Origin of the sequence: Streptomyces sp. NPDC088730, from assembly GCF_044751215.1 — a bacterium.
Classification (GTDB): Bacteria; Actinomycetota; Actinomycetes; order Streptomycetales; family Streptomycetaceae; genus Streptomyces.
In genome coordinates, this window is the sequence record NZ_JBIVLK010000011.1 from 220,427 (window position 1) to 240,672 (window position 20,246).

Annotated in this window: 20 protein-coding genes; 10 read left to right on the forward strand and 10 right to left on the reverse strand. The window is 70.3% G+C overall.

Annotated features, from left to right (window positions below):
- Positions 1–533: 533 nt before the first annotated feature.
- From ACIP89_RS28220 to ACIP89_RS28230, 3 genes are all read right to left on the reverse strand, one after another.
- Positions 534–1,487 carry a hypothetical protein gene (locus ACIP89_RS28220; RefSeq protein WP_401925451.1) on the reverse strand — a complete coding sequence of 318 codons (954 nt, stop codon included), beginning with the start codon at positions 1,485–1,487 and terminating at the stop codon, positions 534–536.
- 78 nt (positions 1,488–1,565) lie between these two features.
- Complete coding sequence (locus tag ACIP89_RS28225; protein WP_402117406.1) at positions 1,566–3,032, reverse strand: DUF6801 domain-containing protein; 1,467 nt, start codon at positions 3,030–3,032, stop codon at positions 1,566–1,568.
- 137 nt (positions 3,033–3,169) lie between these two features.
- Complete coding sequence (locus ACIP89_RS28230; RefSeq protein ID WP_401925456.1) at positions 3,170–3,787, reverse strand: hypothetical protein; 618 nt, start codon at positions 3,785–3,787, stop codon at positions 3,170–3,172.
- 958 nt (positions 3,788–4,745) lie between these two features.
- On the opposite strand from ACIP89_RS28230, the gene ACIP89_RS28235 reads away from it, so the two are divergent.
- The 5 genes from ACIP89_RS28235 (at position 4,746) to ACIP89_RS28255 (ending at position 8,940) form a co-directional block, all read left to right on the forward strand.
- A complete protein-coding gene (locus ACIP89_RS28235; RefSeq protein WP_401925458.1) occupies positions 4,746–5,960 on the forward strand; it encodes a helix-turn-helix domain-containing protein in 1,215 nt (404 codons plus the stop codon).
- Positions 5,961–6,177: 217 nt separating this feature from the next.
- Positions 6,178–6,441 (forward strand): hypothetical protein, encoded by a 264-nt coding sequence (locus tag ACIP89_RS28240; RefSeq protein WP_073734355.1) that lies wholly within the window; start codon positions 6,178–6,180, stop codon positions 6,439–6,441.
- 92 nt (positions 6,442–6,533) lie between these two features.
- Positions 6,534–7,007: an SCP2 sterol-binding domain-containing protein gene (locus tag ACIP89_RS28245; protein ID WP_401925460.1), complete on the forward strand. Its 474-nt coding sequence runs from the start codon at positions 6,534–6,536 to the stop codon at positions 7,005–7,007.
- A gap of 4 nt (positions 7,008–7,011) precedes the next feature.
- A complete protein-coding gene (locus tag ACIP89_RS28250) occupies positions 7,012–8,226 on the forward strand; it encodes an acyl-CoA dehydrogenase family protein (protein WP_402117407.1) in 1,215 nt (404 codons plus the stop codon).
- Positions 8,227–8,409: 183 nt separating this feature from the next.
- Positions 8,410–8,940, forward strand: coding sequence for a hypothetical protein (locus ACIP89_RS28255; RefSeq protein WP_401925465.1), 531 nt, complete (start codon positions 8,410–8,412; stop codon positions 8,938–8,940).
- A gap of 47 nt (positions 8,941–8,987) precedes the next feature.
- Here ACIP89_RS28255 and ACIP89_RS28260 read toward each other — a convergent pair whose 3' ends face one another.
- Positions 8,988–10,223, reverse strand: a complete 1,236-nt coding sequence (locus ACIP89_RS28260; RefSeq protein ID WP_401925467.1) for a cytochrome P450 — start codon at positions 10,221–10,223, stop codon at positions 8,988–8,990.
- Between the two features lie 79 nt (positions 10,224–10,302).
- On the opposite strand from ACIP89_RS28260, the gene ACIP89_RS28265 reads away from it, so the two are divergent.
- Both ACIP89_RS28265 and ACIP89_RS28270 read left to right on the forward strand, forming a co-directional pair.
- Positions 10,303–11,130, forward strand: coding sequence for a hypothetical protein (locus ACIP89_RS28265; RefSeq protein ID WP_402117409.1), 828 nt, complete (start codon positions 10,303–10,305; stop codon positions 11,128–11,130).
- A 55-nt stretch (positions 11,131–11,185) separates the two neighbouring features.
- The gene (locus tag ACIP89_RS28270; RefSeq protein ID WP_402117411.1) at positions 11,186–13,273 is read left to right on the forward strand and encodes an MDR family MFS transporter; all 2,088 of its coding nucleotides are present in this window, start codon (positions 11,186–11,188) and stop codon (positions 13,271–13,273) included.
- On the opposite strand, the gene ACIP89_RS28275 is transcribed toward ACIP89_RS28270, so the two are convergent.
- Positions 13,247–13,609 (reverse strand): winged helix-turn-helix transcriptional regulator, encoded by a 363-nt coding sequence (locus ACIP89_RS28275; RefSeq protein ID WP_402117412.1) that lies wholly within the window; start codon positions 13,607–13,609, stop codon positions 13,247–13,249. The genes ACIP89_RS28270 and ACIP89_RS28275 overlap by 27 nt on opposite strands.
- A gap of 122 nt (positions 13,610–13,731) precedes the next feature.
- Here ACIP89_RS28275 and ACIP89_RS28280 point away from each other — a divergent pair, with 122 nt between their 5' ends.
- Positions 13,732–14,403: an NAD(P)-dependent oxidoreductase gene (locus tag ACIP89_RS28280; RefSeq protein WP_401925477.1), complete on the forward strand. Its 672-nt coding sequence runs from the start codon at positions 13,732–13,734 to the stop codon at positions 14,401–14,403.
- Between the two features lie 24 nt (positions 14,404–14,427).
- On the opposite strand, the gene ACIP89_RS28285 is transcribed toward ACIP89_RS28280, so the two are convergent.
- Genes ACIP89_RS28285 through ACIP89_RS28295 form a run of 3 tightly spaced genes read right to left on the reverse strand, consistent with a single transcriptional unit; the run spans position 14,428 to position 16,037 of the window.
- Positions 14,428–14,883, reverse strand: a complete 456-nt coding sequence (locus ACIP89_RS28285) for a YchJ family protein (RefSeq protein WP_401925479.1) — start codon at positions 14,881–14,883, stop codon at positions 14,428–14,430.
- Positions 14,884–14,940: 57 nt separating this feature from the next.
- Complete coding sequence (locus ACIP89_RS28290) at positions 14,941–15,177, reverse strand: DUF397 domain-containing protein (protein WP_024490276.1); 237 nt, start codon at positions 15,175–15,177, stop codon at positions 14,941–14,943.
- Positions 15,177–16,037, reverse strand: a complete 861-nt coding sequence (locus tag ACIP89_RS28295) for a helix-turn-helix domain-containing protein (RefSeq protein WP_401925481.1) — start codon at positions 16,035–16,037, stop codon at positions 15,177–15,179. The genes ACIP89_RS28290 and ACIP89_RS28295 overlap by 1 nt, the downstream gene beginning before the upstream one ends.
- A 205-nt stretch (positions 16,038–16,242) precedes the next feature.
- Between ACIP89_RS28295 and ACIP89_RS28300 the strand changes: the two genes are divergently transcribed.
- Entirely contained in the window at positions 16,243–16,701 is a 459-nt protein-coding gene (locus ACIP89_RS28300) for an ATP-binding protein (protein ID WP_401927588.1), read from the forward strand.
- Positions 16,695–17,132, forward strand: a complete 438-nt coding sequence (locus ACIP89_RS28305; RefSeq protein WP_073734345.1) for a hypothetical protein — start codon at positions 16,695–16,697, stop codon at positions 17,130–17,132. The genes ACIP89_RS28300 and ACIP89_RS28305 overlap by 7 nt, the downstream gene beginning before the upstream one ends.
- Before the next feature lie 27 nt (positions 17,133–17,159).
- Here ACIP89_RS28305 and ACIP89_RS28310 read toward each other — a convergent pair whose 3' ends face one another.
- Together ACIP89_RS28310 and ACIP89_RS28315 are read right to left on the reverse strand one after the other, a co-directional pair.
- On the reverse strand, positions 17,160–18,500 hold the full coding sequence (locus ACIP89_RS28310) for a 6-phospho-beta-glucosidase (protein ID WP_401925485.1): 1,341 nt from the start codon (positions 18,498–18,500) through the stop codon (positions 17,160–17,162).
- A 134-nt stretch (positions 18,501–18,634) separates the two neighbouring features.
- Positions 18,635–20,191 carry a cytochrome P450 gene (locus ACIP89_RS28315; RefSeq protein WP_401925488.1) on the reverse strand — a complete coding sequence of 519 codons (1,557 nt, stop codon included), beginning with the start codon at positions 20,189–20,191 and terminating at the stop codon, positions 18,635–18,637.
- Positions 20,192–20,246: the final 55 nt, after the last annotated feature.

Here is a 20,246-nt window from a genome sequence, read left to right on the forward strand (position 1 = left end):
CCTCGACGTGTAGGTGAACGTGGTCATCTGTCAGCGCTCCGGCTCTGAGAAATCCGATGGCGGCTCGTCACACATGCACCAGGAGGCGCACGGTATGTCCGCTGAAACCGCCAGGACAAGCCGTTGAACAGCGGGAATCGACGAACGAGGTGCTCGTTGTGGATCACTTGTCACCGAGTGACAAAGCCGTACGGCGGCTTTGTCGGAATCTGCGCAAGATCGCCGGCGTGCGAGTCGGGGCCGCTGGGCCCCGGCAACGGGGGAACCGCCCCTGGTCCTGGGACGCTACGGCTCAGTAACCTGCCTTCGCAATAGCGGTTCCTGAACTTTTTGCACGGTTCTCGACGACGGTGCTGTTTCTGTACGGAGATGAGCAGGGACCCATGCGGAGTTATCGGAAAGTGAGTAGCTCCGGAGCATCCGTTGTCATCCGGAGTGCTCACTTTCGTATGGAACGGCCCATGACGATGCCCACCCCTCCGGCGGATTTCCCGGACGGGGCGGGCATCGTCGAACGGCGGTGAGAAGCGGTGCTACTTCACCGCGGAGTGCCAGTTCTGGGAAAGCACCTTGCCGGCATTGGGCAGGACGAGCCCGGGAGCGGTGAGCGCGCCGCTGTACGTCGAGGCGTTGTTGAGCGTGAGGTGGTTGTTCCCCGAGGCGGACGGCAGGCCCGTCTTCAGGTTCACCGCCCAGCTCAGGATTCCGCCCAGACCGCAGCCGGTGGCCTTCGGCACGGAGAACGTGGTGTCGCCCTGGGTGTTGCCGGTGAGCGCGAACCTCAGCATCGAGCCGTCGGTCGCGTTGGGCGTGCCGTCACCGTCGAAGCGCTCGATGGCGACGGCCGGAGCCGTGGTGTTCTGCGGGCGCAGGATCACCGGGTCCGAGGCCGAGCCTATGTAGCAGTTGGAGCCGAGGAGCGGGTTCTCCAGGTGAATCCGGACCGGCAGCTTGACGATCTGCTGGCCGGTGGTGAGCCCGGCCGTCAGGTTGAACTCGGTGGGCGTGCCGGCCGACTCGACCGTCGCCATCACCTTGTTCAGGCTGATATTGGTGATCGAGTTGCAGACTCCCGTGACCACGGGAATGTCACTGGGGCACATGAGCCCGAGCAGCCCGCCGGGTATCGCCGTCGGCGCGCCCACGAGCGAGCCGCCGGCCGGCGGAATGACCTTGAACGTGCCGGCCGCGGTGTCCTGGATGACACCGAACTGCATGTCGTTGGCGCCGGTGGTGGCCTCCGTGCTGCCCAGCTTGATGGCCCCGCTGGGCGAGTACGAGGACACACAGGACGCGACGAGGTCCTGGCCGTCCGCGGCGAGCATGGCGGGATCGTCGACGGGGCAGCGGGAGAAGGGCGCCCAGTCCCCGTTGAGGTTCGCGGCGGAGGCGGCGGAGGCGGACAGAGGGGTCAGCGGGATCGCGACCACCGCGGCGGCGCCGGCGGCGAGCAGGCCGGTACGCCATCTCTTCGGGACAGCTCTCATTACTCCCTCAATTCATGGTGGGCCGAGCGAATGGGATGGTTCGGTAGCGACGGCGGGAAAGGGGGGACAGACTCCGGTTCAGCGTTCCGGCTTGGGAACGTGTACCGGCTGGTTGTCCTCCGTGCACACCGACTGGTCGTGCTGGGCCGCCGCGCAGGGCGGCGCCTGGACCTGCTTCACATAGCCGGGTACACCCGATATGGAGGCGGTGAAGATGTCGTCCAGGTCCTCACCGACCCCGCAGCCCGAGAACGGCGGCAGGGTGACCTGGCCGGTGAGGACACCGCCCGTCACCAGCGTGTATCCGGTCTGGACGCCGTCCTTGAGGACCATGTTCCCCTGAAGCGGCAGCTTGAAGGGCCGTGCGGTACGGCAGTTGGCGCCGACGTCCAGGGGGACGCCGTTGACCTTCACGTCGTGCAGCCGCAACTGGAGCTGGAGATCGATGGTGGTCGTGCCCTCACTGTTTCCCGGGCTGAGGATCTTCAGGTCGGAGTGGATGTTCGCCGACGGCTTGCCGTCCGGTCCGTCGGCCGGCGGGATCTGGGTCATCTCCAGGGTCGCGGTCGTCGGCATGAAGCCGAACGTCAGGAACGTGCCCGTGGCAGGCGGCAGTTGGGGCTTCCCCTGGTAGTCCAGGATCACCGACGAGTCCTGGAAGATGTGGATGAGACCGTCCTGGAACTTGATCTCCGTCACACCCTGTTCGATCTGCGAGCAGGCGACCGGAAACAGCGTGGCGCCCTTGAGCTTGGCCACGTTCGCGTAGCCGGTGACGTAGGCGTTCAGGCTGAACTGGTCGTCCTGGTCGCCCACACAGGGCGGGGCCTTCCCGTCCTGGAGGGTCGGTTTCACCGGGTCGTCCACCTTCGGCGTCGCCTCGTCCCGGCTAATGCCGCTGTCGCCGGAGGCCGTGTCCTCTCCGGTCCCGGAGGGCTGCGGCGAAGGCCATTGCGGGTCTCCGGCGATCCGTACCGTGCCGAGCTCCAGGACCTGGTCCGGCTCCGGGACACAGTTCAGCATCACGGCCGAGGGCTCGGCGGCCGGGTCGGCGGTCTTCGGCGAGGTCAGCAGCGCGGTGAGCTTCCCCGCCGTGAAGGTGAGGCCGCCGGACGAACCCGCGGTCACCGAGGGGACGTCACCGGATGAGGTGACGGCGAACTCCCCCGCGTCCGGAACGGCCACCGGGTCGTCGGTGGTCCCGATCCATACGGTCTCGGCAGTGTGATCGCCCTGCGCCACACCCATGGTCAGCTTGGTCTCGGCCTCGACGCCCGCCTCCCCGAGGCCGGCCAGGTCCGGGAGCCCGGCCTCCGGCAGGGCCAGCTCGGTGCTGACGTCCCTGAGCTGAACGGGCTTGTCCACCTCACCCTCCTCCGGGACCGTCGCGGACACGCGGACCGAGACCGGTCTGGTCCCGGAGGGGAAGTCGCAGCCGTACTTCACGTCGATGTGGACGTCACGATCCCCGGCGGACGCCTGGGCGCCAGGGATCATTCCGGCCATGAGGACCGCGGCCAGAACGGCTCCGCTCCGTGCCGTCACACGCCCACGGCTCCGCCCCGCTGTCCCGCGCATCATCATTCCTCGTCATTTCCTTCCATCGACGGCGCAGACCGCACGGCAGGGTTCCCGCGGTGCGGTCTGCTGAACGTTCGACTGCCCGGCAGTCCGGCAGTCCGTCAGGTGCCGATGATGCTCGTGATCCCGGTGACGCTGTAGTCGCCCGTGAAGGTCGGGTGAGCCCCGTTGGCGACGATCCCGGCACAGGCGGCGGTGGCGCCCGAGACGGTCAGCTGGTGGGCGCTCGAGTTGGAGACCGACAGCTTCTTGGTGCTGTTCGTGTACTTGGCGTTGACCTCACCGGTGACGTTGAAGCTGCAGGTGAGGACCGTGAGCTTGGCCTGGATGTTCTTGATGTAGCCGGTCGTCACACCGGAGGTGTAGTCCTGGGCCACGAGCTGCCACGCCGGCGTGGTCGTGGCGACCGGCGTGACGGGGCCGAGCGCACTCGTGCACGGGCTGGCCGTCGTACCGAAGGTGGCGGAGGTGATGTTGCCGACGGTGGCCGGGTTGCCCGTGGCGCTGAACGCGGAACCGCCCGCGCTCGCCGTCGGACACGTGAGCGGGATGCCGCTCACCGACAGGACGGTGTTGGTCGACACCGCGGTGAAGGGTGCCGGGTTGGGCGCGACCGTCCAGGTGGTGGCGGCGAGGGCCATGGACGGGACGGCACCGAGTACGACAGCCGCAGAAGCCACGCCGGTGGTGACGGCGATCTTCTTGAGGGTATTACGCACAGTTAGTTCCTCCGATTCGACAATGCGGGCGGCACTGCTTGCGGGGACGTGCTTCACAGCTGCCCAAGGGGCAGGAAGCACGTCTACGAACCACTTCTCCGAGGGGGAGACGTACACTCTCGGCCACATCTAATCTGTGACAGGCCGTGACGTTACTTGCGAGAAACTTCCAGCACAATCCTGCTGGTCGAAATTGCTCGCACGGAGTTCTTTTCTCGTACCCGGCTTACTAACTCTCCCGAACCACTTGTCATTTAGTGCGCAGTATCGCCGGCGGTTCCGCCGGGCAGCCGGCACCGGGCAGTCGTACGGGCCGCGGCGGTGCCCACGGTTCACCGGCAGGGGCTGGCACACCATCGATGCGCCAGGAGGGCCCGGACCCGCCCACCGGACCGGGGACCGCGGCGCCCGGCGCGGACACGGAGAGCACCGGTCGGCGGCCCGGACCGCTCAGCGGCGGAAGCGTTCTCCCGGCGGAGGAGCGCATATCCACCCGCCCGGCCTTTCCCGCCCCCGCCGCTCCCGCCGGGCGCCGGCGCACCGGAAGCCGGCCGGGGCATTCCGCGCACCCCGGACGAAACCGCTTCCACGGCCCCTTTGTCACTCGGTGAGCAGGAAAGACAGATCGCTGAATGTCCGGCTCCGCTTTGCCGAACGGGCCGAATCCGCTCCTGGCGCCACAGTCCGGCACCCCGCCGCCCGGCCGCCCCTATTCCGTGACGAAGCGGGCGGCTGAAAATATTGTCCGGAAGTGAGCACTCCCGCCCTACCTGCACCGGAGCACCACGATGCGGCCGGCATGTGTGCCCCCTGCACTTCGATCTTGCACAAGTGGTGGGAACAACAGCTGACTTGGTCTATCTTCATCGCGGACTTGGTACGCACCTGTCGGTTCGTGGGAGCGCTTTCCCCCACTGCCTCACCCCCCACCGGGCGCCGGAGAGCGAGGGGACACGTCATGCGAGAAGTCATTTCGCCATTGGACACAGGGGATCCGCTGGGGCCGCTCCCCCAGGAGTTCGCCGCCATCATGCGGCCCGAACTGCCGAGCCTCATAAAGGAGATCGGCGTCGAGGTCACCCGGGCCTATCCGGAATACGCGCGCCTGCTCAGCGGACCCAACGGGCAGGCCATTCGGGTCGGCGTGGAACAGAGCCTCTCCTCCTTCGTGGACCTGGTCGCCGAACCGTCCACATCGACCTCGCTGCGTGACGACATGTGCCGCCGTTTCGGCCGGTTCGAGGCCTACGAGGGCCGCACCATGGAAACGCTCCAGGGCGCGTACCGGCTCGGCGCCCGGGTCGCGCTGCGGCGGGCGAAGAAGGTCGGCCGCAGTTACAACTTCTCGCCGACCCTGATGCTCAGCTTCGCGGACGCCCTCTTCGCCTACATAGACGAGCTCGAATCGCTCTCCCGCGAGGGCTTCCTGGAGGTGCAGTCGCAGTCGGGCGAGCAGGGCGAGGCCATGCGCCGGCGCCTGCTCCACCTGATCCTGGCCGGCCGCCCCGTGCCCCGTACCGCCATCGCCGAGCTGTGCGAACAGACCGGGTGGACGCTGCCCGAGAAGGTCACCCTCGTCGCCGTGCGCGCCCCGGCCAGGCTCGACCGGGTCGGCGCCGACCGCGACATCCTGGCCGATCTCAGCGATCCGCAGCCGCATTTACTGATCCCGGGACCGCTCGACGACGCGCGAAGATCCATGCTCGACCAGTCGCTCCTGGGCACCCGCGCGGCGATCGGCCTGACCGTCCCCACCGCGCTGGCCTCGGACTCGATCCGCTGGGCCAGGCGGGTCCTCGAACTCGTCGACGCCGGTGTCATCGACGACGCGCCGTTCGTCCTGTGCGAGGACCACCTCATCACCCTGTGGCTGCTGTCCGATCCGGTCCTCCTGGACCAGCTCGCCCAGCGGGAACTCGCGCCCATCGCCGGAATCAGCGCCAACCGCCGCGAACGCCTCGTCGAGACCCTGCGCATCTGGCTCGACACCCGCGGCACCGCGGCCCACATGGGCGAGCTGCTCGACGTCCACCCCCAGACCGTCCGTTACCGCATGCGCAACCTGGAGTCCATCTTCGGAGAACAACTGATCGACCCCGCAAGCAGGTTCTCCACCGAGGCGGTGCTGCGGGCGCTGCAGTTGCAGGCCCGGAGTCAGGAATCCGTCCTGTAGTAGTCCCGCGGAACGGTCTCAGGCCGGATCACGGCCCTCACGTCGAGTCAACTTACTTATGGGTAAGGCGAAATACCCGGTCACTCCCAAACGGTTGCCACACGGAGACGTTCTCAACGAGAAACCCGGAACCGCGTCCCGTTATATGGAGGAGACGACCGCCCAACCGGCGGCCGCACCGTTCGACCTCCTGGCCACCATTCGAGAGGGAACACCCATGACCGCCTCGCACCTGCTCGTCCCCGTGCCGATTCCGGACCGGGTCGCCGCACTGATCGGCTCCTGCATCCCGCAGCACATCCTGGAGGCGGAGTTCGACGCCGAGTGCGCCGCACGCGAGGTCCGCAGGTTCCGCGGTCCGCGGCTCGGCATCGAGGACCAGGCGGACCGCGAGCAGGCCCTGTCGGAGCTGGCCCGCGCCAACAAGGTCCTGGCCGCCCACCACCCCCTGCTGACGGTGCGCCCCGGCAGCGCCTGGTGACCCCGGCACGGACGGGCGGCACCTGCTTGCGGAGGGGCGGCCCGGCGCTTACCTTACTCAAAAGTAAGTTTACTTCAGAGTAAGGAACTGGCGTGGCCGACAACAGCAGCGGCAACCTCACCGGTGAACTGGCCGCACTCGACTTCGCGGCCGTCTCCCCGCCGGAGTTCGCGCGGATCGTGAAGGGCCTGTCCGCCAGGCAGCTCGGCGAGGTCATGCACGGTGAACTGCGCGCCCGGGTGCTCGGCGAGGTCTTCGGCCGGATGAGGCAGCAGTTCCGCCCGGAGGCGGCCGGACAGCTCAGGGCGCTGATCCGCTGGAAGATCACCGGGGACACCGACGAGGTGTACGAGACCGCGATAGCCGACGGCGCCTGCACCGTCAGCGCGGGCCGCTCCGACGCCGAACCGCGCACCACGCTGGTGATGGGCGACGCGGAGTTCCTCAAACTGGTCTCCGGCAACGGCAATCCCGTGACGATGTTCATGATGCGCAAGCTGAAGGTGGCCGGCGACGTCGGCCTGGCCTCGGGCCTCACCCGCTACTTCGACATCCCGAAGGCCTGAGCCGATGAGCTACTTCTCCCTCGCCCTCACCGAGGAGCAGCAGGACCTGCGCAACTGGGTGCACGGCTTCGCCGCCCAGGTGGTGCGGCCGGCGGCCGCCGAATGGGACGCCCGCGAGGAGACCCCGTGGCCGGTCATCCAGGAGGCGGCCCGGATCGGTCTGTACGGGTTCGAGTCACTGGCCGACATGTACGGCGACCCTTCGGGGCTCTCCCTCCAGATAGCCAACGAGGAGCTGTTCTGGGGCGATGCCGGAATCGGCATGGCGCTCTTCGGCACCTCCCTCGCGGTCGCCGGGATCTTCGCTTCCGGCACACCGGACCAGCTCGCCGAGTGGGTTCCGCAGTGTTACGGCGACGAGGACGATCCGAAGGTGGCGGCGTTCTGCGTCTCCGAACCGCAGGCCGGCTCCGACGTCTCCGCGATGGCCACCAAGGCCCGTTACGACGAGGCCAGGGACGAGTGGGTGCTCTCCGGCCAGAAGGCGTGGATCACCAACGGCGGGATCGCCGAGGTCCATGTGGTCGTCGCCTCGGCCGATCCGGCGCTCGGAGCCCGCGGCCAGGCCGCGTTCATCGTGCCGCCCGCCACGAAGGGCCTGGAGGCGAGCCGCTCCATCAAGAAGCTCGGCCTGCGCGCCTCGCACACCGCGGACGTCTTCCTCGACGACGTCCGGGTCCCCGGGCACTGCCTGCTCGGGGGCAAGGAGAAGCTGGACGCCCGCCTGGCCCGCGCCCGCGAGGGCTCGGCGGGCAAGGGGCAGGCCGCGATGGCGACCTTCGAGGTCAGCCGTCCCACCGTCGGCGCCCAGGCGCTCGGCATCGCGCGCGCGGCGTACGAGTACGCGCTGGAGTACGCCGGTCAGCGCGAGGCGTTCGGCCGCCCCATCATCGAGAACCAGTCGATCGCCTTCGCGCTCGCCGACATCCGTACCGAGATCGAGGCCGTGCGGCTGCTGATCTGGCAGGCCGCGTGGATGGCCCGCAACGACCGCACCTTCGACGCGGGACAGGGCTCCATGTCCAAGCTCCGGGCGGGCGAACTCGCCGTCTGTGCCACCGAGAAGGCCGTGCAGATCCTCGGCGGCGCCGGGTACAGCCGGGAGCACCCGGTCGAGCGGATGTACCGGGACGCCAAGATCTACACGATCTTCGAGGGGACCAGCGAGATCCAGCGCCTGGTCATCGCACGGGCGATCTCGGGACGCCACATCCGCTGAGCCGGGACGGGGCACCCGCCGTCCGTGCGCCCCTGCCGCCGGGACCGGCCCGTCGCGCCGCCCGTGCGCGCCGCCGGGACAGACCCGTAGCCGCGGGTGCATGCTCGTCCGGGTGAGAGGGCGGCCGGCACGGGGCACACCGGCCGCGATGTCACCACGGTGCCCCGGCCACCGGGAGACCGCATGCACCGGACCACCGTCGTTTCCGCACTCGCCCTCACCGCCGCGCTGCTCACCGCCGCGTCCCCCGCCTCCGCCGGCACCCCGGCGGCCTCCGGCGCAGGCACCGGCTGGGAGCCCGCGCCCACCGCCCCGTTCGACGCGGCGGCGGGCGCCCGCTGCGACTTCCCCGTCCACGGCGAACCGGTCGTGGACGAGGTCGTGCGGAAGGTGCTCGCCACACACCGCGACGGATCGCCCTCGGAGATCGCGTACCGGGGCGCTCTGGTCATCCGTCTCACCAACACCGGCACCGGCGCCTTCCACGACGCCGACGCGAGTGGCAGCGCGCTCGTCGACTACCACGCGGACGGTTCGCAGCGCTGGCACGCGGTCGGGCCGGTGCTCGCCGGGATCGGGGAGGACAACGGCAATCTGCCGCGCGGCGAGCAGCTGATCGACGGCGTCTACACGCTGGACATCAGCGCCACCGGGTACAAGACGCTGCACATGATCCACGGTTCCACGGACGACATCTGCGCCCGGATCGGCTGACCGTACCGCCGGGGCGGCGGCACGGACAGCCGCGCCGCCCCTCCCGCTCAGCCCGCGACCGGGGTGAAGCGCACCGGCAGCGACCGCGGGCCCCTGGTGAAGACGCCCTGCTCGGACGGGGTGAATCCGTCCGCGAGCCGTACGTCGGGCATCGCGTCCAGCAACTGGTTCACCCCGGTCTCCACCTCGGCCCTGGCCAGCAGCGCGCCCACGCAGAAGTGGCGGCCCAGGGCGAACGCCAGATGGTCGGCCGCCGCGGAGAACGCCGTGGTGCCGGTCAGGTCCGTGCGGAAGATGTCGAACCGGTCCGGGTCGCGGTACCGGGACGCGTCCCGGTTGGCCGCCCCGATCAGACAGGTGACGGTTGACCCCGCCGGCACCAGGCCGCCGCCGAGCTCCACATCGGTGGCGGCCTGACGCATGATCATGTGCACCGGCGGGGTGTAGCGCAGCGTCTCCGCGAAGGCCCGGTCGACGAGGCCGCGGTCCTGGCGCACGGCCGCGAGCTGATCCGGGTGGGTCAGCAGGTTGGCGAAGACCGAGGCGATGGCCTTGTCGGTGGTCTCGCCGCCCGCGGCCAGCAGCAGGCTGCAGAAGGCCTTGATGTCCTCGTCGCTCATCCGTACGCCGTCGACCTCGGCCGCGCAGAGCGTGGAGAGGAGGTCGTCGCCGGGGGCCGCCCGGCGCTGCTGGATGACCGGGATCATGTACGCGGCGAACTCCTGCCGGGTCCGCTCGCCCGCCGCCGCCACCTCTGGGTCTCCCGCGAGGTTGCCCAGGAAGGCGATGACGGTGGTGTACCAGCCGTGGAAGCGGTCGTGGTCCGCCTGGTCCAGGCCGAGCATGTCCGCGATGACGAGGACGGGCAGCCGCGTCGCGAACGCCCCGACGAGGTCGGCCTCGCCGGTGCGGCGGAAGGTGTCGATCAGCTCGCGCGCATTGCGCTCGATGACCGGGAGGAACTTCTCCTGGAGGTCCGTGCCCCGGAAGGCCGGGGCGACCAGGGCCCGGCGGACCGCGTGCTCGCGGCCGCTGAGCTGGAGGATGGTACGGCCGTGGACGGGTTCGATCTGCCAGTCGTAGTTGTCGGTGGTGAATTCCCCCGCCTTGTCCTTGAAGACCCGTTCGACGTCCTCGTAGCGGGAGACGATGTAGCTGTTGGTGGCCTCGTGCCTGATCAGCGGGGCGCTGTCGCGCATGATCCGGTAGGCCCCGTAGGGATCGGCGGCGAAGGCGGGCGAGAGAATGTCGGGCACCTGCGGCTCTTGCGGGGCAGACGTCATGACGCTCCAGGGTCGTTGACGGGCAACGCCGTCCAGGTTATTGACCACCCGTCCGCTCACACACCCCTTGGGGAACACCATGGCCACCGGCCCGCGCCCGTCCCTCCTCCTCGTCACCGACCTCGCCTACGAGGCACGCGGGCGCCGCTACTGCGACGAGGACATCTTCCTGGCGTCCCGGCTGCGCGAGGACTTCGACACGGCGCTGTGCCATCCGCGCGACGCCGCAGCGCTGCTGGCCGGATTCGACGTGGCCGTCATACGCAACAGCGGCCCGGTACTGCACTACCAGGAGGCGTACGACGCGTTCCGCGAGCGGGCCCGCGAGCTGGGCGCCCGGGTCTACAACCCGCTGACCGGCCGCGGCGACATGGCGGGCAAGCAGTATCTGGTCGATCTGAGCCGGGCGGGCTATCCGGTGATCCCCACCGTGGACCGGGTGGCGGACCTGGGACTGCTGCCTGCGGCCGACGGGTACGTGATCAAGCCGAAGCTGGGCGCGGACTCGGCCGGGCTGCGCTTCGTACGGAGTCCCGACGCGGACCCGGAGGCGGACGGGACGCGGCTGATCCAGCCCCGGATCGACTTCCGCTACGAGGTGTCCTTCTACTTCGTGGACGACGACTTCCAGTACGCGCTGCACGCGCCGCACCCGGAGCGGCGTTGGGTGCTGGAGCCGTACGGGGCCAGTGCGGCGGATCTGGAGTTCGCCCGGTCGTTCGTGGCGTGGAACACCCTCGATCACGGGATCCAGCGGGTCGACGCGTGCCGGACGGCGGACGGTGAGCTGCTGCTCGTCGAGCTGGAGGACCTGAACCCGTACCTCTCGCTGGACCGGGTGGCGGAGCCGGTTCGGGAGGCGTTCGTCACGCGGATGAAGGCCTCGCTCAGGGAGCTGCCGGCCTGACACGTCCGGCGGCGCCCGGTATGCGGGTGCCGGGGCGCGGTGTGAGGGTGCAAGCGTGACCACTGCCAGCGAGACCGTCCCCGCCGCGCAGGGTGCCGCCGCGCCTCCCCTGCTCGATCCGCGCCGCCGGAACATCGTCTTCGCCACGATCGTGCTGGGTATTCTGCTGGCCGCGCTCGACCAGACGATCGTGGGTACCGCGCTACCCACGATCGTCTCGGACCTGGGCGGCGCGGCCCATATGTCATGGGTGGTCACGGCCTATCTGCTCGCGGAGACGGTGGCGACGGTCCTGGTCGGGAAGTTCGGCGACCTGTTCGGCCGGAAGATCGTCTTCCAGCTGTCCGCGATCATCTTCATCACCGGGTCGTTCCTGTGCGGCCTGGCGACGAACATGACGCTGCTGATCGTGTGGCGCGGTCTCCAGGGCATCGGCGCGGGCGGGCTCATGGTCACGGCGATGGCGCTGATCGCGGACGTCATCCCGCTGCGCGACCGAGGGAAGTACCAGGGTGCGATCGGTGCGGTGTTCGGTGTCTCCACCGTCATCGGCCCCCTGCTGGGCGGGCTCTTCACGGACCATCTGACCTGGCGCTGGGCGTTCTACGTCAATGTGCCGATCGCGATCGTGGTCGTCATCGCCGCGGCCCGCACCATCCCCTCCGTGAAGGCCGCGGGCCGTCCGGTCATCGACTACCTGGGCATCGCCATGGTCACGATCGGGGCGAGCTCGCTCATCCTGGCGACGAGCTGGGGCGGCAACCAGTACGCCTGGGGCTCCCCCGTCATCATCGGCCTGTTCGCGCTCGGAGTGGTCGCGCTCGCGCTCTTCTGCCTCGTGGAGTTCCGGGCGAAGGAACCGATGCTGCCGATGCGGCTCTTCGGGAACCCGGTCTTCACGGTCTGCTCGATCCTCAGCTTCATCGTGGGGTTCGCGATGCTCGGCGCGATGATCTTCCTGCCGACGTATCTGCAGTACGTGGACGGGGACTCCGCGACCCTCTCGGGCGTCCGGACGCTGCCGATGGTCATCGGTCTGCTGGTCGCCTCGATCTTCAGCGGCAACGTGGTCAGCAAGACCGGCCGCTACCGGATCTTCCCGATCATCGGTTCGCTGGTCATGGCGGCCGGCCTGTTCCTGCTCTCCCGGATGGGCCCGGACAGCGGGGTGTGGCTGGAGTCGCTGTACATGCTGGTGCTCGGTCTCGGGATCGGGCTGTCCATGCAGGTGCTGACGATCGCGGTGCAGAACACCGTCGACTACTCGGACCTGGGCACGGCGACCTCGGGCGTGACCTTCTTCCGTACGCTCGGCAGCGCCTTCGGCACCGCGGTGTTCGGGACCATCTACGCCAACACGCTCGGCCCCAACCTCAAGGACGGGATCGCCTCCGCGGCGCGGGCGGGAGGCGATCCGGCGGTGCTGGTGAAGGCCTCGCAGAGCCCGGAGGGCCTGCACGCGCTGCCCGGCCCGCAGTCGGCGGCGCTGGCCCAGTCCTACGCCGACACCCTGCACACGGTGTTCCTGTGGACGGTGCCGGTCGCGGTGCTCGGGTTCGTCGTGGCGCTCTTCCTGAAGGAGGTGAAGCTGCGGGACACGGTGCGGGCCGGCTCGACCGACATGGGCGAGGGCTTCGCCTCACCGAACACCGGGGACTCGGCCCGGCTGCTCGAATTCTCGGTCGCCAAGGTCCTGCGGCGGGTCGACCCGGACACCGCCCGGCGGATCATCGCGGAGTCGGACACCCGGCTCGACATGGCGGGGGCCTGGGCGGTGATGCAGGTCGAGCTGTTCACCCGGATGGTCGGCCACGCCGGACTCCGGCTGATCGCGGCCCGGCACCGGCTTCCGCCGGAGGTACTGGTGCCGGTCTTCGACCGGATGATCGAGGAGGGCTACCTCACCGGGGACGGTCACCTGTTCGCCCACACCGCGGCGGGAAGCAGGGAGGCCGCGACCATCACGAACGCCTGGGCGTCCTGGCTCAACGACCAGCTGGGCCACGACGGCGAGCGCCCGGACGAGGCCCGCCTGCGCGCCGCGGTCGACGTCATCGCCAAGCGGCTGCTGGCGGAGGACCTCACCCAGGAACTGTCCCCGGCGGCCCCGGCCGGGCTACGGCGCCCGCCGCCGGCCGGCTGACGGCTCGTACGTCCTGCGGGCTTCGAGGAGCGCGGGCAGGTGGTCCCTGCTCCAGCTCCGGGCCGCGTCGATCAGGGTGAGCAGGGAGCGGCCGAGGGGTGTCAGCGCGTACTCGACCCGGGGCGGGTTCTCGTCGTGGGCCGTGCGGGTGACCAGTCCGTCCCGTTCCATCGCCCGCAGGGTCGCGGTGAGCACCTTCGGGGTGATGGCGGCCAGTGGCACCCGGAGCTCGCTGAACCTGCGGGCGCCGTCCTGGAGGCAGAGCACCACCATGGCGGTCCACTTGTCACCGATCCGGACCGGGATCGCGGACGACGGGCACACGGGATCGAACATGGCGGGGTCCAACGGCGCGTGAGCCATGGTGAGAGGGCCTCCCGGTATCTTTGAAGTAACCAGTATCCCGTGGATACCGTCGTTTCCGGTGGTGATCGCCACCGCCGGGAGGGGGCTGTTCCATGAGTGGTGTCGTCGTGTTCGGGGCGGGCGGCCGGGCGGGGCGGGCCGTCACCGCCGAGGCGCGTGCGCGCGGCCACCGGGTGACCGCGGTGGTGAGGGACCCGGACAAGTACGCCGGACTCGCGACGGACGGCGGTGTGCGGCTGGTACGGGGCGATGTGACGGACGCCGCCGGAATCGCCGGGCTCGTCCGGGGCCACGACTCGGTCGTGCACGCGGTGAGTCCCTTCTCCGGACCGGAGCAGGGCTTCGCCGGTCTCGACCCGCTGTTCTACGTCGGAGCGGCCGACGCGCTGCTCCGGGGTCTGCCGGCGGCGGGCGTGACCCGGCTGCTGGTGGTCGGCCTGTTCGCCAACCTGAGGACCGCCGACGGGCGTCCGGTGTTCGACGACCCCGCGGCCTTCCCCCGGGAGATCAGGCCCTTCGCCGCCGCGCACACGGCCGGCCTCGACCGCTTGCGCACCCATGGCGGCGCCGTGGACTGGCTCATGCTGACACCGCCCGCGCGGCTGGAGGCGGACGGGATCAGGACGGGCGGCTACCGGACGGGCGGGGACGATGTGCCCGAGTCGCCGTCGGCGCACCTCTCGTACGCGGATCTGGCCGTGGCCGTCGTCGACGAGCACGAGAGGCCGACCCTGCACCGGACGCGGGTGTCCGTGTTCAACTGACCTCGGCGGTCCGCGCGCCCGCGGTCAGTCCGCGAAGTCCGCCGACTCGTAGACCCAGGCACCCTCGTGCCGGACGAAGCGGCTCTTCTCGTACAGCGAGTCGGCGCGGCCGCCGTCCTTGAAGTGCGCCCGGAAGGTGACCGTGCCGGTGGTGTGGAAGGCGCTGCCCTCCGTCGTCCCCAGGATCTCCAGCCGCTCCCAGCGCACCCCCGGATCGAGGTCGAGGGTGTCCGGCCGGGTACCGGGGTGCCAGGTGCGCAGCAGGTACGCGGCGTCCCGGACGGCGAACGCCGCGTACCGCGAACGCATCAGCGCCTCGCAGGTCCGCGCGGCGGCCCCGGCGTGCAGCCTCCCGCAGCACGCGCCGTACTCGGCGGGCAGCCCGCACGGGCAGGGCGATGCCGCGGTGATCACGGCCGAGGGGGCGGTGCGGGAGCTCGCGGCGGGCTGCCGCCGGGGCTGGGAGGTGCGTCGGGACATGGGTCCATTGTGGCCTGCTGCGGCACCGGGCCGGAAACCGGACCGCCGCCCGTCACCTCACGTCAGCAGGAAGTCCGCCTGGCCGGCCTTGGCTCCCTGGATGAAGGCGGCGATCTCGCGGTGGGTGTATATCAGGGCTGGGCCGTCCGGGTCCGCGGACTGGCGCATGGCGATTCTTCCGTCGGACAGCTTCATCGCCTCGACACAGTTGCCGCCGTTGCCGCCGCTCCACGGCTTGTACCAGCCCTCGGAGCCGAGTTCGGCGGCCGGCATGCCGTTGTATATGGGTGTCATCACAGCTCCTTGCGGAAGCCCCGGAGGATTTCCTTCGTGCGTTGTGCAGTCGCGGCCTGGGCCGCCATACGGTCCATGACCTCCAGGTAGGAGGCCACCTCGGGGCGAGCGTCGAAGTAGACGGCCCCGGTCAGGTACTCGCTGTAGACCATGTCGGGGAGCTCCGGGACGGCGAACCGGAAGAGCACGAAGGGCCCGTAGGTGCCCGGGTGATGGCCGGTGGAGAACTCGGCGATCTGGACGGTCACATTGGGCATCGCGGTCGCTTCGAGCAGCTGGTCGATCTGGGCGCGCATGGTCTCCAGGGAGCCCACCGGGCGGCGCAGCACCGTCTCGTCCATCACGACCCACAGCCGCGGGGCATCCGGCCTGGTCAGCAGGGACTGACGCTCCATCCGCAACGCCACATGACGCTCGATGTCCTCCGGCCTGGTCTGGCCGACGGCACCGGTACGCAGCACCGAGCGCGCGTAGTCCTCGGTCTGAAGCAGCCCGGGGACGAAGTGCGGTTCGTACATGCGCAGCAGGCTCGCCGCGCCCTCCAGGCTGACGTACATGCTGAACCAGTCGGGCAGCACGTCGTGGAAACGCTGCCACCAGCCCGGCTTGTTGGCCTCCTCCGCGAGGACGACGAAGGCGTCGGCCTCCTCCTCGGAGATCCCGTAGGCCTTCAGGAGGAGTTGCACATAGGCGATCTTGAGGGCGACCTCGGCCGTCTCCAGCCTGCGTATCGTCGCGGGCGCGACACGCAGCACCTTGGCAGCCTGGTCACGGCTCAGGCCGACACGTTCCCGCAGATCCTGCAGGCGCTTGCCGAGAACGACCTGACCCACGGTCGGGGCGGACCGCGGTTCACTCACTTCAGACCTCCCCATGCGCTGTTTGCCAGCAGTGTGCCATGCGCGTGCCATCAAAGACACAGCCACTCTGGAAATTTCAGAGTGCCCCTTGCCAAGTGTTCGCGACAGGGGGAGAGTTGGTGAGTGAACCAGTTCACTAGTCGCGCTCAGCTGTTTTCACCAAGATCGCGAAGCGTGACGCAGCCCCCACTGTGAGGATTCGGTCGTGGCACCTGGCAGTGCGCTCATCTCCCGGCTCGTCGACCTCAGTCCCGGGACCGAAGCGCTCCGGTACTGCTTCGCGCTGCCCGCGCACCCGGAGTCGGTGGCAGGTGCCCGTCGGCTCACCCGGGCCCGGCTGGACGAGTGGCGGCTGGACGACGACGCACACGAAGCGGCGATCCTCATCGTGTCCGAGCTGGTGACCAACGCGGTGGTGCACACCTCCAGCTCTCGCGTCGTGTGCGAGCTGCGCTGCCTCGACCACCGGCTGCGCATAGCCGTACAGGACCAAGGACACCAGCCCGGCGGACCTCAGTTGCGCCGCAACGCCGACGACGAGCACGGACGCGGCCTGCTGCTCGTGGACGCGATGTGCAGTGCCTGGGGTTCCCGCGACGCGGGCGACGGCTCGGGCCGCATCGTCTGGGCAGAACTGCCGCACGGCTCGGAGCACTCATGCTGAAGAACGCCATGTCCCACCTCCTGGGAACCCGTCGCCCCCGTGAGCCGGGCCGCCCCGGTGGCGGCCGGGTGCAGCTCCCGCTCCCCTCGGCCCTCACGGCGACCCTGGGCTGCGACGCGGTGGGGGTACCGGCGCGGTACGGCTTCCGGCTGATGTCCCATCTGCCGCGCACCGGCTGCGTCTTCGACGACGGGGAGCGCTGGTGGTGGATCGTCCCGTCGGGCTCCGATCTCGAACTGGACTGGCCGGCTCAGGCCGCCTACGCTCGCGGCGCCTATGTCCCGGCGGTGCGGCCCCGGCTGATCCATCAGCCCGACAGCCGCACGCCCTACACGCCGCCCATCCCGCTCTACCTGATGGTCTGCCAGGTGACCGGAGTGACGCCCTCGTGGACGTCCGCGGGCGGCCCGCGGGTCTCCTCCGCGCCCTGACCCCCGCGGCCGCCCGGTGAGCGGCGCCTACGCCAGATAGGCGAGGCCCGGGTGGACCCGGGTGTAGCCGTCGACCAGGCGGCGGGCCACCGAGACCGAGTCGACCAGCGGGTGCAGGGCGAACGCCCGGACGGCGTCGGCACGCGAACCGCTCGCCGCCGCGTCCAGCACCGCGCGCTCGACGGCCTTCACCGCGGTGACCAGCCCGACCGCGTGGTACGGCAGCGGGTCGACGGCGACCGGGTGCGCGCCGTTCGCGTCCACCAGGCACGGCACCTCGATGACGGCGTCCGCGTCGAGCACGGAGAGCGTGCCGCGGTTGCGGACGTTGAGGATCAGGGAGGTCCGTTCGTCGCGGGCCACGGCCCGCATGAGGGCCAGCGCGACCTGCTCGTAGCCGCCGGAGCCGAGGTCGCTCTCCTCGCGCTCACCGGCCCCCGCCACCTCCCGGTTCTCCGACATGTAGGTCGCCTCGCGCTCCGCGCGGGTGCGGTCCCAGGTGGCCAGGGCGGGGGTGCCCGGGTTCTTCATGCGGCCGTAGAAGCCCTCCTGCTGCTCCCGGAGGAAGGCGCCCCTGGTCTGTTCCGCCTCCTGGTAGGCGCGGACCGCCTCGCGGTTGAAGTAGTAGTAGTGCAGGTACTCGTTGGGGATCGCGCCCAGGGACCGCAGCCAGTCGGTACCGAAGAGCCGGCCCTCCTCGAAGGAGCCGAGCAGCTCCGGGTCCTCGAACAGCCTCGGCAGTTCGTCCCGGCCGTCGACGTACAGCCCTCGCACCCAGCCGAGGTGGTTGAGGCCGGCGTAGTCGATCCGGGCCCGGTCCGGGTCCGCGCCGAGCACCCGGGCGATCCGGCGGCCCAGCCCGACCGGCGAGTCGCAGATCCCGATGACCCGGTCACCGAGGTGGGCGGACATCGCCTCTGTCACCAGTCCGGCCGGGTTGGTGAAGTTGATGACCCAGGCGTGCGGGGCGAGCCGGGCGATGCGCCGGGCCAGGCCGGCCGCGACCGGCACGGTGCGCAGTCCGTAGGCGATGCCGCCCGCGCCGACCGTCTCCTGGCCGAGGACGCCCTCGTCGAGGGCCACCCGTTCGTCGGCGGCCCGGCCCGCGAGCCCGCCGACCCGGATCGCGGAGAAGACGAAGTCGGCGCCGCGCAGCGCCTCGTCGAGTTCGGTGGTGGCGACGACGGCCGGGGCGTCCGCGATTCCCTCGGCCTGCTCGGTGAGCACCCGGGCGACGGCGGTCAGCCGGCCGGGGTCGGTGTCGTAGAGGGTGACAGAGGAGACCCGCCCCTCGGCATGGTCGGCGAGCAGCGCCCCGTAGACCAGAGGAACCCGGAACCCGCCGCCACCCAGAATTGTCAGCTTCACGCTTCCGCATGGTACGTGGGGGTGGCGCGAGGGGCTCGGCGTGACGGGCCGGTGCCGTCGCCGGACGGTGCCGAAGGCCCGGCGGGGGAAGCCGGATGGTCCCCCGTCGGGCCGTCGTCACCGTCCGCTGCCGGTCAGTGGCCGCTCCACCAGCGGGTCACGACGCGCCACAGTCGGGCCGGGGCCGCGGGCCGGCGCTGCTGCGGGATGAGGCCCGACGCCTCACCGGGCGCGGCCGCCGAGCCGTCGCCCGCGGCGGTCGCCCCGGTCGGGCCGGTGCCGGCCGGGTCCGGGGACACGGAGGCGCGGACCGGGATGGGCGCCGTGTGGCGGACCGCCGACTGCACCTCCCAGTCCTGACGGGCCGGGTTCGGCTTGCCCATGGACGGCGGTTCCCGGTCGTCCTGCGGCGGGCGGGAGGCGAACTCGGCGGGCAGCTGGACCAGATGACGGCCCATGATGTTGCCGACCCACTGGAGTTCGCTCTCGTCCACGGCGAGTTCGAGGTCGGGCAGCCGCATCAGCAGCGCGTCCACGCCGACGTCCGCGATGGCGCGCCCGATGTCCTGCCCCGGGCATTCGTGCGGGCCGCCGCTGAACGCGAGGTGGGCTCGGTTGCCCTCCATGTTGGCGCTGAGGTCGGGCCGTACCACCGGGTCGGTGTTGGCCGGGGCGATGCCGACGATCAGCGCGTCGCCCGCCTTGATGCGCTGCCCGCCCAGTTCGGTGTCCCCGACCGCCCAGCGGCCGAAGACCGCGGTGAACGGCGGCTCGTCCCACAGGGTCTGTTCGACCGCCTCCGGGACGGTCATGTGGCCGCCGCTGAGCCTGGCCCGGAACCGCGGGTCGGTGAGGACCATGCGGAGCACGTTGGCGATCAGGTTGGTGGTCGACTCGTAGGAGGCGATCAGGATGAGCCGCAGATGCTCGGCGACCTCCTGGTCGTTCATGTCCGCGGGGTGCTCGACGAGCCAGGTGGCGAAGTCGTCGGCGGGTTCACGGCGGCGCCGTTCGACGAGGCGGCTCAGCGCGGCGAGCACATAGGCGTTGCTCTCGACGGCGGTGGCGGTGCCGCGGATCATGTCCCGGGCGGCCCCCACCATCCGGTCGTTGTACTCCTCCGGCATCCCGAGGATCGCGCACATCACCATCATCGGCAGCCGCTCGGCGAACTCGCTGACCAGGTCGGTGCGGCCCTCCTGGCAGAAGCCGTTGACGAGCCGGTTGCTGTAGCGGTTGACGTGGCGGCGGACGCCGCGGGTGTCGATCCGGTTCATGGAGTCGGTGACGGCACCGCGCTGGCGCTCGTGGGTGGCACCGTCGGCGAAGGCGCAGATCGGCTGCCAGGTGAAGATCGGGGCCAGCGGGTGGTCGGGCGCCACGGTGCCGTCCTGCAGGGCGCGCCAGCGGCGGGAGTCGCGGGAGAACTGCGAGGGCGTACGGGTCATGTGCAGGTTCTCGCTGTGCCCGAGGACCAGCCAGGCCGGCACGTCGCCGTGCAGCAGCACGGGCGCCACGGAGCCGTGCTCGGCGCGCAGCTTGTCGTACAGGCCGTGTGGGTCCTGTTCTGCCTCGGGGCCGTAGAGCCGTCGCAGGCCGCCGGGGCCGATGCCGAGGCCGTGGGCCGGGCATTCGGGGGGCGGAACCGGCCCCGTGGCCGCTCCGGGCTCGTAGTGGAATGGGGTTGTCACGATCGCTCCAGGGATCAGACTGCCAAGGGCGGACGAATGAGGTACGCGGTGGGGA

What these genes read in the sequence shown, in the direction of transcription:
- ACIP89_RS28220 (WP_401925451.1), bottom strand. Translation starts at nt 1,487, where the DNA reads ATGAGAGCTGTCCCGAAGAGATGGCGTACCGGCCTGCTCGCCGCCGGC.
- ACIP89_RS28235 (WP_401925458.1), top strand. Translation starts at nt 4,746, where the DNA reads ATGCGAGAAGTCATTTCGCCATTGGACACAGGGGATCCGCTGGGGCCG.
- ACIP89_RS28240 (WP_073734355.1), top strand. Translation starts at nt 6,178, where the DNA reads ATGACCGCCTCGCACCTGCTCGTCCCCGTGCCGATTCCGGACCGGGTC.
- ACIP89_RS28250 (WP_402117407.1), top strand. Translation starts at nt 7,012, where the DNA reads ATGAGCTACTTCTCCCTCGCCCTCACCGAGGAGCAGCAGGACCTGCGC.
- ACIP89_RS28255 (WP_401925465.1), top strand. Translation starts at nt 8,410, where the DNA reads ATGCACCGGACCACCGTCGTTTCCGCACTCGCCCTCACCGCCGCGCTG.
- ACIP89_RS28260 (WP_401925467.1), bottom strand. Translation starts at nt 10,223, where the DNA reads ATGACGTCTGCCCCGCAAGAGCCGCAGGTGCCCGACATTCTCTCGCCC.
- ACIP89_RS28265 (WP_402117409.1), top strand. Translation starts at nt 10,303, where the DNA reads ATGGCCACCGGCCCGCGCCCGTCCCTCCTCCTCGTCACCGACCTCGCC.
- ACIP89_RS28275 (WP_402117412.1), bottom strand. Translation starts at nt 13,609, where the DNA reads ATGTTCGATCCCGTGTGCCCGTCGTCCGCGATCCCGGTCCGGATCGGT.
- ACIP89_RS28280 (WP_401925477.1), top strand. Translation starts at nt 13,732, where the DNA reads ATGAGTGGTGTCGTCGTGTTCGGGGCGGGCGGCCGGGCGGGGCGGGCC.
- ACIP89_RS28285 (WP_401925479.1), bottom strand. Translation starts at nt 14,883, where the DNA reads ATGTCCCGACGCACCTCCCAGCCCCGGCGGCAGCCCGCCGCGAGCTCC.
- ACIP89_RS28290 (WP_024490276.1), bottom strand. Translation starts at nt 15,177, where the DNA reads ATGACACCCATATACAACGGCATGCCGGCCGCCGAACTCGGCTCCGAG.
- ACIP89_RS28305 (WP_073734345.1), top strand. Translation starts at nt 16,695, where the DNA reads ATGCTGAAGAACGCCATGTCCCACCTCCTGGGAACCCGTCGCCCCCGT.